The sequence below is a fragment of the Knoellia sp. 3-2P3 genome (assembly GCF_029223115.1).
GTDB lineage: Bacteria > Actinomycetota > Actinomycetes > Actinomycetales > Dermatophilaceae > Pedococcus_A.
Window position 1 is genome coordinate 724137 of the sequence record NZ_JARGZE010000001.1, and the last position, 12696, is coordinate 736832.

10 protein-coding genes are annotated in these 12696 nt (G+C 70.4%); all 10 read left to right on the top strand.

Translation table 11 applies throughout. From position 1 onward, the window contains the following. Positions 1-123 precede the first annotated feature (123 nt). Entirely contained in the window at positions 124-1140 is a 1017-nt protein-coding gene (locus tag P0Y31_RS03505) for a LacI family DNA-binding transcriptional regulator (RefSeq protein WP_275866669.1), read from the top strand. A gap of 96 nt (positions 1141-1236) precedes the next feature. After that, positions 1237-2517 (top strand): sugar ABC transporter substrate-binding protein, encoded by a 1281-nt coding sequence (locus P0Y31_RS03510; protein ID WP_275866670.1) that lies wholly within the window; start codon positions 1237-1239, stop codon positions 2515-2517. Positions 2518-2519: 2 nt separating this feature from the next. Further along, complete coding sequence (locus P0Y31_RS03515; protein WP_275866671.1) at positions 2520-3458, top strand: sugar ABC transporter permease; 939 nt, start codon at positions 2520-2522, stop codon at positions 3456-3458. Positions 3459-3467: 9 nt separating this feature from the next. Beyond that, the gene (locus P0Y31_RS03520) at positions 3468-4292 is read left to right on the top strand and encodes a carbohydrate ABC transporter permease (RefSeq protein ID WP_275866672.1); all 825 of its coding nucleotides are present in this window, start codon (positions 3468-3470) and stop codon (positions 4290-4292) included. Positions 4293-4358: 66 nt separating this feature from the next. Next, positions 4359-5972: a glucoamylase family protein gene (locus tag P0Y31_RS03525; RefSeq protein WP_275866673.1), complete on the top strand. Its 1614-nt coding sequence runs from the start codon at positions 4359-4361 to the stop codon at positions 5970-5972. After that, positions 5972-7816 (top strand): glycoside hydrolase family 3 N-terminal domain-containing protein, encoded by a 1845-nt coding sequence (locus P0Y31_RS03530; RefSeq protein ID WP_275866674.1) that lies wholly within the window; start codon positions 5972-5974, stop codon positions 7814-7816. The genes P0Y31_RS03525 and P0Y31_RS03530 overlap by 1 nt, the downstream gene beginning before the upstream one ends. 234 nt (positions 7817-8050) lie before the next feature. Next, entirely contained in the window at positions 8051-9238 is a 1188-nt protein-coding gene (locus tag P0Y31_RS03535) for an ROK family transcriptional regulator (protein WP_275866675.1), read from the top strand. A gap of 162 nt (positions 9239-9400) precedes the next feature. Continuing rightward, positions 9401-10489, top strand: a complete 1089-nt coding sequence (locus P0Y31_RS03540; RefSeq protein ID WP_275866676.1) for a sugar ABC transporter substrate-binding protein — start codon at positions 9401-9403, stop codon at positions 10487-10489. A gap of 83 nt (positions 10490-10572) precedes the next feature. Then, the gene (locus tag P0Y31_RS03545) at positions 10573-11376 is read left to right on the top strand and encodes an ATP-binding cassette domain-containing protein (RefSeq protein WP_275806204.1); all 804 of its coding nucleotides are present in this window, start codon (positions 10573-10575) and stop codon (positions 11374-11376) included. After that, the gene (locus tag P0Y31_RS03550; protein ID WP_275866677.1) at positions 11373-12659 is read left to right on the top strand and encodes a sugar ABC transporter permease; all 1287 of its coding nucleotides are present in this window, start codon (positions 11373-11375) and stop codon (positions 12657-12659) included. The genes P0Y31_RS03545 and P0Y31_RS03550 overlap by 4 nt, the downstream gene beginning before the upstream one ends. Positions 12660-12696 lie beyond the last annotated feature (37 nt).

Consider the following 12696-nt stretch of genomic DNA (forward strand, 5'->3'; position numbering starts at 1 on the left):
CGCGGGCGGGCGTGTCGGCGGTTTCGAGAAAAAGTCGGCACGGGGGGCTTGCGTATTTCGGACAGATGGGGGCACACTCGACGAGCACGACTTGTAAGCGCTTTCAACGAGGAAGGCGGACCGATGGGTTCCACGCACCGCGCTGGGCAGGGGGCGACGATCTACTCCGTCGCCGAGCTCGCCGGCGTCTCCATCGCCTCCGTCTCGCGCGTGCTCCAGGGCTCGACGGCGGTCTCCGACGCCACCCGGGCCAAGGTGCTCGCGGCGGTCGACGAGCTCAACTACGTGCCGCTCGGGGCGGCGCGCAGCCTGGCCGTGAGGCACCACGAGGCCCACGGCCTGGTGCTGCCCGAGCTCACCGGTCCCTACTACGCCGAGCTGCTCCTCGGGTTCGAGACCCGCGCGGCCGAGCTGGGGCAGAGCGTGGTGCTCGTGCTCACCGAGGGCAAGCGCGACCTCGCCCGAACCGTGCGCCAGCTCGCCACCCGGGTGGACGGCATCGCGGTGCTCGGTGCCGATGCCCTGCCCGAGCGCCTGGTCCGCGCCCTGCACGGGTCGAAACCGCTGATCCTCATCGCGGGTGACGCCCAGCCCGACGTCGAGGCGGTCGGCGCCGAGAACGAGCAGAGTGCCCGGGAGCTGACCACCCACCTGTTCGGCCACGGCCGCAGGCGGCTGCTCTTCGTGGGCGACCCCGACACCGCGCCCGACGTGCGCGACCGCTACCGCGGTTTCGTCGCCGCGCACCGCGCCAAGCGACGCACGGCGGCCGAGCCCGTGCGCACCGCCTTCCGTGAGGAGGACGGTGCGGCCTTCGCCGAGCGCGTGCTCGCCGGCTCGGTCGACGCCGACGCCCTGTTCTGCGCCAACGACGAGCTCGCGCTCTCGGTCATGCACACCCTCCAGGACGGCGGCATGGACGTGCCGGGTGACATCGCGGTCGTCGGCTGGGACGACGTGATGACGGCCCGCTACGTCCGCCCCGGCCTGACCACCGTGCGCCAGCCGGTCCGCGAGCTCGGCGCCCTCGTCGCCGAGCGCCTGCACGAGCGCATCACCGGCCTCCCCGCCCGCGCGGAGCGCGTGGTGCTGCCGACGCAGGTCGTCCTGCGGTCCTCCTGCGGGTGCCCCGCAACCTAGCCCCTCCGCCCCTGGACACCCCCGCCACCGACCTCCCCGCACCGTCCCCCGACCCCTGCAAGGCCCGTCCCTTCCGAAAGAGAGTGAGAACCCGTCATGAGACGCACCTCCGCGATCGTGGTCGCCACCGTGGCCACCACCGCCCTGGCCCTGTCCGCCTGCGGGCGCGACAGCGGCACCCCGGCCTCCGGCGAGAGCCAGGGCAAGGCCGTCAGCGAGGGCAAGGCCACCGGCACCATCACCGTCTGGGCGATGGGCGCCGAGGGTGAGAAGCTCCCGGCGCTGGCCAAGGACTTCGAGGCGGCCAACCCCGGCGCGAAGGTGAACGTCACGGCGATCCCGTGGGACTCCGCCCACGACAAGTTCGCCACCGCCATCACGGCGGGCAAGACCCCCGACGCCGCGATGGTCGGCACCACCTGGATGGGCGAGTTCGCCGGCCAGGGCGCCCTCGACCCGCTCCCGTCCTCGATCGACACCTCGACGTTCTTCCCCGGGGCGCAGAAGACCACCGAGGTGGGCGGGACCACCTACGGCATCCCCTGGTACGTCGAGACCCGCCTGCTCTACTACCGCACCGACCTGGCGAAGAAGGCCGGCTTCACCGAGCCCCCCAAGACGTGGGAGGAGCTCAAGGCGATGGCCAAGGGCATGCAGGACAAGGCCGGCGCGAAGTGGGGCATCGGCCTCCAGGCCGGCGGGCAGGGCTCCTGGCAGACCCTCATGCCGTTCGCGTGGAGCAACGGCGCCGAGCTGACCAAGGACGGCGGCAAGGCCTACAACTTCGACACCCCTGAGGTGAAGGAGGCCATGGAGTACTACCAGAGCTTCTTCACCGAGGGCATCTCCGACAAGGCGGCCCCCGCCACCCCGACGACCGAGCCCGACTTCGCCAGCGGCAAGGTGCCGATGTTCATCTCCGGCCCGTGGATGATGTCGGCGGTCGAGAAGGTCGGCGGCGAGGGCTTCAAGGACAAGTACTCCGTGGCCAAGATGCCCGAGAAGAAGACCTCCTCCTCCTTCGTCGGCGGCTCGGACTTCGTGGTCTTCAAGAACTCCAAGCAGCGGGACACCGCGTGGAAGTTCGTCCAGTTCCTCGCCGACCCCAAGACGCAGGCCAAGTGGTACCAGCAGTCGACCGACCTGCCGTCGGTGCAGTCGGCCTGGGAGGACCCGGCCATCGCCTCCGACAAGAAGCTGGCGACCTTCGGTGAGCAGCTGAAGACCGCCCAGGCCCCGCCGTCGTTCCCGACCTGGGAGCAGGTCATCACCGCGCTCGACACCGAGCTCGAGAAGGTGACCAAGCAGGGTGCCGACCCGGGCGCCGCGCTGAAGACGGTGCAGCAGCAGGCCGAGTCCATCGGGACCGGGCAGTAGCGATGACCGCCACGACCGAGCGCGCCGCGGCAGAGCGCGCTGCCTCCCGCCGGCCGGCCCACGGGTCGCGCCGGCGGGAGGGGCGGGCGGCCTGGATCCTCGCGCTTCCGTTCTGCCTGCTCTTCCTGACCTTCACGGTCTGGCCGGTGGTGCAGTCGCTCTTCATGAGCTTCACGGACACCCGCTCCCGTGACCTGCGCACCCCCTTCGCCGTCAACGTCGTCGGGCTGGAGAACTTCACCAAGGCCCTCTCGGACCCGCTCTTCCTCCAGGCGGCCCGCAACACCGCCTACTTCGTGCTGGTCGGCGTGCCGCTGACCATGGGGCTGGCGCTGCTCGCGGCGGTCGCCCTCGACCGCGGCATCACCAGGTTCCGCTCCGCGTTCCGCCTGGGCTTCTACCTCCCGGTGATCACCTCGATCGTGGCGGTGGCCGTGGTCTGGCGGTTCCTGCTCGAGCGCGAGAGCGGCCTGATCAACACCGTGCTCGGCTGGGTCGGCATCGACGGCCCCAACTGGCTCGGTGACCCCACCTGGTCGATGCCGTCGATCATCCTCATGGCGGCCTGGCGCAACTTCGGCACGGCGATGATCATCTTCCTCGCCGGCCTGCAGTCGGTGCCGTGGAGCCTGCACGAGGCTGCCGCCATCGACGGTGCCGGCGCCTGGAAGCGGTTCCGCTACGTGACCCTGCCCCTCCTGCGCCCCACGATCCTGTTCGTGTCGGTGACCACCGCCATCGGCTACCTCCAGTTCTTCGAGGAGCCGTTCATCATGACCAACGGCGGGCCGCTCAACAGCACGCTCTCGCTGTCGATGTACACCTACCGCCAGTTCGGGTTCGGCAACTACGGCTATGCCGCTGCCATCAGCTACATCATCTTCGTCGTGATCGTGGTCGTCACCGCGATCCAGTTCCGCATCCTCCGCGAAAAGGACTGAGGGACAGTCATGCTCACGAAAAGCACTGGACGCCCGTGGCTCTACGCCGTGCTCAGCGTCTGTCTCGTCGCGGTCATCGCGCCCTTCGTCTGGATGGTGCTCGGCAGCTTCAAGACCGAGGGCGAGCTGCGGCAGTCGCCCCCGACCTGGTGGCCCGAGACCACGACGCTCGACAACTACACCCAGCTGTTCTCCCGCCTCGACTTCGGCACCTACTTCACCAACTCGCTCGTCGTCGCTGTGGTCGTGACGGCCGGCAACCTGCTCTTCTGCTCGATGCTCGGGTACGCCTTGGCGATGCTCGAGTTCCCCGGCAAGAGAGCGCTGTTCGTCGTCGTCATGGCGACGCTGATGATCCCCGGTGTCGTCACGTTCGTGCCGCTGTTCGTGCTGGTGGCCAACGTCGGGCTCATCAACAGCCTGCCCGGCCTCATCCTGCCGTTCCTGGTGACGCCGTTCGGGGTGTTCCTCATGCGGCAGTTCATCCTCGGCCTGCCCAAGGACCTGCTCGACGCGGGCCGGGTCGACGGCGCCGGCGAGCTGCGCATCTTCGCCCGCATCATCCTGCCGCTGTGCGGTCCGGCCCTGGCGACCCTGGGGATCCTGACCTTCCTCGGCAGCTGGAACAACTTCCTGTGGCCGCTGGTGGTGGCGCAGACCGAGGACACCTACACCCTGCCCGTCGCCCTGGCGCTCTACTCCAAGGGCCAGAACAGCACGAACTACGGCCTGCTCCTCGCTGGGGCGACGGTCGTGCTGCTGCCGGTCCTCGCGGTCTTCCTCGGCTTCCAGCGCCGCGTCATCGAGGGCATCGCCACCACGGGCATCAAGTAGTCCGCGGGCCGTGCGACCCGGTCCGCCCACTCACTGACCTCTTCCTCTCTCGAACGGAGCCTGTTCATGGCCAGCGACACCCTGCTCGTCCCCTCCCGTCGCCAGCTCCTCCTCGGTGGTGCCGCCGGCGCCGCCGCCACCCTCCTGACCGCGCCGGGCGCCACCGCGCAGCCCCTCACCCGGAAGGCGCCCGCCCTCGTGCGCTCCAGCACCGCCCCGTATGCCGTCGACGCCACCCGGGTGCGCCAGTGGGCCGCCGACACGTGGCACTCGCTGGTGCGGATGACCGACGAGGAGACCGGCCTGCCGGCCGACAACATCTCGGGCGACCTGGCCACGCGCAGCGGCTACACCTCTCCCACCAACATCGGCGGGTACCTGTGGTCGGCCGTCGTGGCCCGCGAGCTGGGCCTCATCTCGCCCCAGGAGTGCCAGCGCCGGGTGCAGCAGACCCTGCGCACCCTGCTCACGATGGAGCACCACGAGCCGAGCGGGATGTTCGCCAACTGGTACGACGAGGGGACGGGGGCGATGCTCCGCACGTTCCCGGGCTCCGGCGACCCGATCGCTCCGTTCATGTCGAGCGTGGACAACGGCTGGCTGGGCGCGGCCCTGCGGGTCGTGCAGAGCGCGGTGCCCGGCTGCGCCGCACTGGCGGAGCGGATCTTCACCCGGATGCGGTGGGACGCCTTCTACAACCCCGGCGGCCAGGAGGGCCACCCCAGCGTCCGTCCCGGCGGGCTGATGCACGGCGGCTTCTTCCCCTGGGAGCACGACCGCCCCGGCGGCGTCTACCGCGGCAGCCACATCGACGCGCCCGACGTGTGGCTCACCAACCACCACTACGACACCACCGTGTCGGAGACCCGCATCACGACCTACCTCGGCATCATCACCGGCCAGGTGCCGGCCAAGCACTACTTCGCGATGTGGCGCACCTTCCCGACCGCCTGCGACTGGTCGTGGCACGAGATGCAGCCGGTCGGCGAGACCCGCACCTACCTCGGCATCGAGGTCTTCGAGGGCGCCTACACCTACCGCGGCATGCACATCGTGCCCGGCTGGGGCGGCTCGATGTTCGAGGAGCTCATGCCCGACGTCTTCGTGCCCGAGGCCAGCTGGGCGCCCCGCTCGTGGGGCGTCAACCACCCACTGCACGTGCGCGCCCAGCGTGAGCACGGCCTCGACGAGGCGGCTTACGGCTACTGGGGCTTCTCGCCGTCGAGCAACCCCGCCGGCGGCTACCGCGAGTACGGCGTCGACGCGCTCGGCCTCAACCCCGAGGGCTACTTCTCCGACCAGGAGAAGACCAACTACGACGCCGGGTTCGGCGACTGCCGTGAGGGCACCAACCCCGACCCCCGCTACGGTGACGGCGTCGTCACCCCGCACGCCGCCTTCCTGGCGATGATGTACGAGCCGCAGCAGGCCTACACCAACCTGGCGAACCTCCAGGCCGACTTCGACTCCTACAGCAAGGGCGGTTTCTTCGACGCCGTCGCTGTGAAGTCCGGCACGGTGGCCCGCCGCTACCTCTCGCTCGACCAGGCCATGATCATGGGCGCGATCGGAAACGTGTTGGGAGACAGCGTGATCCGCCGCGCCTTCGCCACCCCTGCCGTCGAGCGGAGGCTCCGCCCGGTGATCGGCATGGAGGAGTTCGGGGCGGGGATCGCCTGATGGAGCCGGTCAAGCTCACCAGCCCCGAGGGCGTGGAGTTCCGCGACCTCAACAAGAACGGCCGGATGGACCCCTACGAGGACCCGCGCCTGCCCGTGGAGGAGCGCGTCGACGACCTGCTCTCGCGGCTGTCCCTGCCGGAGAAGGCCGGCCTGATGTTCCAGACCGTCATCGAGGCGGGTGAGGACGGCACGGTGCTCGAGCACCCGGGCAGGATCAGCAAGTCGCCCACCTCGGTGGTGGTGCTCGACAAGCACCTGACGCACTTCAACGTCCACGCCCTCGACGACCCGCGCATGGCCGCCCGGTGGCACAACACCCTCCAGGCGCTCGCCGAGCAGGCGCCGCACGGCATACCGGTCACGATCTCGACTGACCCGCGCCACGCCTTCATGGAGAACGCCGGGGCGTCCTTCGCCGCGCGCGCGTTCTCGCAGTGGCCGGAGCCGCTCGGACTGGCCGCCCTGCGCGACACCGAGCTGGTGCACCGGTTCGCCGACGTCGCCCGCCAGGAGTACACCGCGGTCGGCATCCGCGCTGCGCTGCACCCGACCCTCGACCTCGCGACCGAGCCCCGCTGGGCGCGGCAGGCGCAGACCTTCGGCCAGGACCCCGACGTGGTCACCGAGCTGGGCGTCGCCTACCTCAAGGGGTTCCAGAAGGGTGAGCTCGGCCCGGACAGCGTGGCCTGCACCAGCAAGCACTTCCCCGGCGGCGGCCCGCAGAAGGACGGCGAGGACGCGCACTTCCCCTACGGCCGCGAGCAGGTCTACCCCGGCGGACGGTTCGGCGACCACCTCAAGCCGTTCCCGCCCATCATCGAGGCGGGCACGGCGGGGATCATGCCCTACTACGGCATGCCGGTCGGGCTCGAGATCGACGGCGAGAAGATCGAGGAGGTCGGCTTCGGCTACAACCGCCAGGTCGTCACCGGCCTGCTGCGCGAGAAGCTCGGCTACGACGGCGTGGTCGTCACCGACTGGGAGCTCGTCAACGACAACCACGTCGGCGACCAGGTGCTGCCGGCCCGTGCCTGGGGCGTCGAGCACCTCGACCCGCACGGCCGCATGGAGCTCATCCTGCACGCCGGCGCCGACCAGTTCGGCGGCGAGGAGTGCGTCGACATCCTGCTCGACCTGGTCGCGCAGGGCCGGGTCACCGAGGACCGCCTCGACGCCTCGGCCCGGCGCATCCTCGCCGTGAAGTTCCGGCTGGGGCTGTTCGACAACCCCTACGTCGACGAGGACCTCGCGGCCGAGACCGTGGGGCGACAGGACTTCCGCGACGAGGGGTATGCCGCCCAGGCGGCCTCCGTGACCGTCCTGCAGAACGGTGGCGATCACCTTCCGGTGCTGCCCCTCCAGCGCGGTCGGAAGGTCTACGCAGAGAACGTCTCGCCCGAGGCGCTGGCCCGGCTCGGGACGCCGGTCGACCGCCCCGAGGACGCGGACGTGGCGCTGGTGCGGCTGATGGCGCCGTTCGACCCGCGGTCCGACCTGTTCCTGGAGTCGTGGTTCCACCAGGGGTCGCTGGACTTCCCGCCCGGGCTGGTCGCGCGGCTCGGCCGGATCGCGGCCTGCTGCCCGCTGGTCGTCGACGTGGTGCTCGACCGCCCGGCGGTGCTCACCCCGCTGCTGCCCATCGCCTCGGCCGTCGTGGGCAGCTACGGCACCTGCGACGACGCCCTCGTCGACGCCCTCACCGGTGTGGTCGAGCCCCGCGGACGGCTCCCCTTCGACCTGCCGCGGTCGATGGAGCAGGTGCGCCGGCACGGCGAGGACGTGCCCGGCTACGACGACCCGCTGTTCCGCTGTGGTGACGGACAGGGCCTGCACCCCTCATGATGTGACCAGCACGCGCGCATACCCCTGGGTGTGTGCCCCCCGATCCACCAGGCCCCGGTTGATTCCCCCTGCTCGCCGGGGCCTGGTGTCGGGAGGGTGCTTCCAGCGCGAGGCGGTTCACCAGGCGCCGGTGGGTGCGGCCCGCTGACGACGGCAAAGGAGTCGGCCCGGGCGGATCGAATCCGGTCGGGCCGACTCCTATCCATCCGTGGCCCGAACCCTTATCTTTAGGCCGTGAACTCAGGGCAGCCGGCGCCGGGGTCGCAGGCGTCGCTGCGCGAGTCGAACCGCCTGCGGGTGATCGATGCCCTGCGACTCCAGGGGGCGATGACCCAGGTCGAGATCGCCGGTCAGACCGGGCTCAGTCCCGCGACCGTCAGCAACATGGTCAAGGAGCTCGACGCGGCCGGTGCCGTGGAGCTCTCTCCGAGCATCCGCAACGGCCGGCGCGCGGTGCTCGTCTCGCTCGCCACGGGCAACACGCTGCTGGCCGGGATCGCGTTCGGCGACCGGGACGTGCGCGTCGCGATCGGCACCGGACCGCGCGACATCCTGGGCAGCCAGCGCATGCCGCTGCCGGCCGACCACCCCGCCGACGAGGGGATGGAACGAGCGGCCCGCCTGGTGCACGACCTCGTCGAGAAGGCCGGGAAGACCATGCCGGACGTCAAGGCGGTCTGTGTCGGCCTGCCCGCCCCCGTCGACAGCGTCTCGGGGCAGGTGGGGTCGGAGGGCATCCTGCCCGGCTGGCGTGGCGTGGCCGTCGCCAGCGAGATGGAGGGACACCTCAAGGCACCCGTCGTGCTCGACAACACGGCCAACCTGGCTGCGCTCGGCGAGCTCAAGTGCGGTGCGCTGCAAGGGGTCCAGCACGGTGTCTACATCAAGATGTCCTACGGCGTCGGTGCCGGCCTGATCCTGGGGGGCGAGCTGTTCCGCGGCAGTGCGGGCACGGCCGGTGAGGTCGGCCACCTCACCATCGACGAGAACGGCCCGGTGTGCCGCTGCGGCAACCGGGGCTGCCTCGAGACCTTCGTCGGCTCCCGTGCCCTGCTCGACGCGCTCGCCCCGACCCACGGCAGCCTCAGCCTGCGGGAGGTCGTGGCGCGGGCGCTCGACGACGACCCCGGCTGTCGGCGCGTGCTCGGCGACGCAGGGCGCCACCTCGGCGTGGCGGTGGCCGGGCTGGTGAACCTCGTCAACCCCGAGGTGCTCGTGCTGGGGGGCCTCCTCTCGCGGGTGGGTGACCTGATCACCGGTCCGATGCTGGCCTCCCTCGAGCGCTGTGCGATCCCCAGTGCGGCGGCCTCGGTGAGCCTGCGCGAGGCCCAGCTCGACACCGACGCCGACGTGGTGGGGGCCCTCGCCGTCGCCGAGGAGCGGCACGCGGCCGCGGAGGGCCTCATCGCCGCCGTTGGGTAGGACGCGACGACCAGAGCGTCCCGGAGCGTCCCGGACGCGCCGGGAACGTCCCGATTGTGTCAACTCCTTGAATTCAACTCTTGACGCCAAGAGTTCACTGGGGTCACACTCAGCAAAGCCGCACCAACGGGGTTGCCGGCGAAGACACTGAGGGAGCTCAGCATGAACACTCGTTTCACCCGTCTCGCCGGCGCCGCGCTCGTGGCCGGTCTCGGCATGGCCAGCCTCGCCGCCTGTGGAGACGACGGGGGCTCGGGCACGGGCGGCACGGGCGACGGCAACGGCGGGGGCGCCAAGAAGATCGCCCTCCTGCTGCCGGAGTCCAAGACCACCCGCTACGAGACCTTCGACCGGCCGCTGTTCGAGGAGGCCATCAAGGCCGACTGCGCGGACTGCACGATCATCTACAGCAACGCCGACCAGGACCCTGCCAAGCAGCAGCAGCAGGCCGAGGCCGCTCTGACCCAGGGCGCCAACGTGCTCGTCCTCGACCCGGTCGACGGCAAGGCCGCTGCCGCCGTCGCCAACAGCGCCAAGGCGCAGGGCGTGCCGGTCGTCGCCTACGACCGCTTCATCGCCGGTGTCGACTACTACGTCTCGTTCGACAACGAGACCGTCGGCAAGACCCAGGCCCAGACGCTCGTCGACATCCTCAAGAAGAACGGCAAGACCTCCGGCGACATCGTGATGATCAACGGCTCGCCGACCGACCCCAACGCCGCCGACTTCAAGAAGGGCGCCCACAGCGTCCTCGACGGCAGCGGGTACAAGATCGCGGCCGAGTACGACACCCCCGACTGGAGCCCGGACAAGGCCCAGTCGTGGATGGAGGGCCAGATCTCGGCGGTCAAGGGCAACCTCGTCGGCGTCTACGCCGCCAACGACGGCACGGGCGGTGGCGCCATCGCGGCCCTCAAGGGTGGCGGCGTCACCCCGCTCCCGCCGGTGACCGGCCAGGACGCCGAGCTCGCCGCGATCCAGCGCATCCTCGCCGGCGACCAGGCCATGACGATCTACAAGCCGATCAAGCCGGAGGCCGAGGCTGCAGCCAAGGCCGCCCTCGCCCTCGCGAACAAGCAGAAGCCGGAGTCCACCACCGACTTCAAGGGCGTTCCCTCGACGATCCTCGACCCCATCGCGGTGACCAAGGAGAACGTCAAGGACACCGTCGTCAAGGACGGCATCTACAAGGTGGAAGACATCTGCACTCCCACTTTCGCTGAGGCGTGCGCCGCTGCAGGCTTGAGCTGACAGCTGACACCGATGCCCCGGCGGGTGGGAGACCCCCCACCCGCCGGGGCCCCGGCACACCGGATCCCACCCAGAGGACTGACATGACCACGACCACTGCCCCGGCGACCACCGCCGTGCTGTCGATGCAGGGTGTCTCAAAGCGCTTCGGCGCCGTCCAAGCGCTCAAGGACATCGACTTCGACGTCCGATCCGGCGAGGTGGTGGCGCTGGTCGGAGACAACGGCGCCGGCAAGTCCACCCTCGTCAAGGCCATCGCCGGGGTCTACACCCCCGACGAGGGCACCATGTACTTCGACGGCAAGCCGGCCACCGTGAACTCACCCGCGGAGGCCCAGCAGCTCGGCATCGCCACCGTCTTCCAGGACCTCGCCCTCTGCGACAACCTCGACGTCGTCGCCAACCTCTTCCTCGGGCGCGAGCTCTACCACGGCCGCGCCCTCGACGAGGTGACCATGGAGAAGGAGTCCTGGCGGCTGCTGCGCCAGCTCAGCGCCAAGATCCCGTCGGTGCGCATCCCTGTCGCCAGCCTGTCCGGAGGCCAGCGGCAGACGGTCGCCATCGCCCGCTCACTGCTCGGCGACCCCAAGGTGGTCATGCTCGACGAGCCGACCGCCGCCCTCGGCGTCGCCCAGACGGCGGAGGTCCTCAACCTCGTGGAGCGGCTGCGCGAGAACGGCCACGGGGTCATCCTCATCAGCCACAACATGTCCGACGTGATGGCCGTCGCCGACCGCGTGACCGTGCTGCGGCTCGGCCGCAACAACGGCACGTTCAACGTCAGCGAGACCACCAGCCAGGACATCATCGCGGCCATCACCGGGGCCACGACCAACGCCGTCTCCGAGCGGGCCCACCGCCGCGCCACGAAGGAAGAGCAGTCATGAGCATCCCGACCGAGCCGAAGGCCGCCCCCGCCTCCGAGGCCGTCGACACCACCGCTGCGCTGCCCAGTGACCTCCAGGACGAGCGGCTCATCGCCTCGCAGGGGGTCGGTGGCTGGGTGAAGGTCTTCCTCTCCCGACTGCGCACCGGCGACCTCGGCTCCCTGCCCGTGGTCATCGGGCTCATCGTCATCTGGGCGGTCTTCCAGAGCCAGAACGACGCGTTCCTGTCCAGCCGCAACCTCGTCAACCTCGCCCTGCAGAGCGCGGCCACCGGCACCATCGCCCTGGGCATCGTGCTCGTGCTGCTGCTGGGCGAGATCGACCTGTCGGTCGGGTCGGTGAGCGGCCTGGCGTCGGCCATCCTCGCGGTGGGCATGGTGAGCAACGGCTGGCCCGCCCTCGTCGCGATCGCCGCGGCGGTGCTCGCCGGCGCCGTCATCGGCCTCTCCTACGGCGCCCTCTTCACGCGGTTCGGCGTCCCCAGCTTCGTCATCACCCTCGCCGGCCTGTTGGGCTTCCTCGGGCTCCAGCTCAAGGTGCTCGGCGCCGAGGGTTCGATCAACATCCCGTTCGAGTCTGGGGTGGTGGCGTTCGCGCAGCGGACCTTCCTCCCCGACGCCGTGGCGTATGCCGTCGCCGTCGCCGTCGTCGTGGCCTACCTCCTCCTGCGACTGCGGTCCAACAGCCGTCGCGCGGCTGCCGGCCTGTCCACGTCGCCGGTCGTCAACATCGCCGTGCGCTCGGCGTTCCTGCTGCTCGTGCTGGTCATCCCCGTCGCCGTGCTCAACCAGGACCGTGGCGTGCCGGTGATGTTCCTGCTGTTCGTCGCCCTCGTCGTGATCATGGACTACGCGATCCGCAAGACGCGCTGGGGTCGCTCGGTCATGGCCGTCGGCGGCAACGTCGAGGCGGCCCGCCGCGCGGGCATCAACGTCAAGCGGATCTACATCACCGTCTTCGTGCTCTGCTCCTCGCTGGCGGCCGTGGGTGGCCTGCTCGCCTCGGCGCGCCTCGCGGCGGCCAACCAGAGCAGTGGCGGCACCGACACCAACCTCAACGCGATCGCGGCGGCGGTCATCGGCGGCACCAGCCTCTTCGGCGGCCGTGGCTCGGCCTACTCGGCGCTGCTCGGCATCATCGTCATCCAGTCGATCTCCAACGGCCTCAGCCTGATCAACCTCGGCTCCCCGGAGCGCTACATGATCACCGGCGCCGTCCTGCTGCTCGCGGTCATCGTCGACTCCCTGAGTCGCCGCAGCCGCGCCGCCCACGGCCGCGCCTGACCACATCCCTCTCCCGGTTCGGGGTGTTGCCCAACGC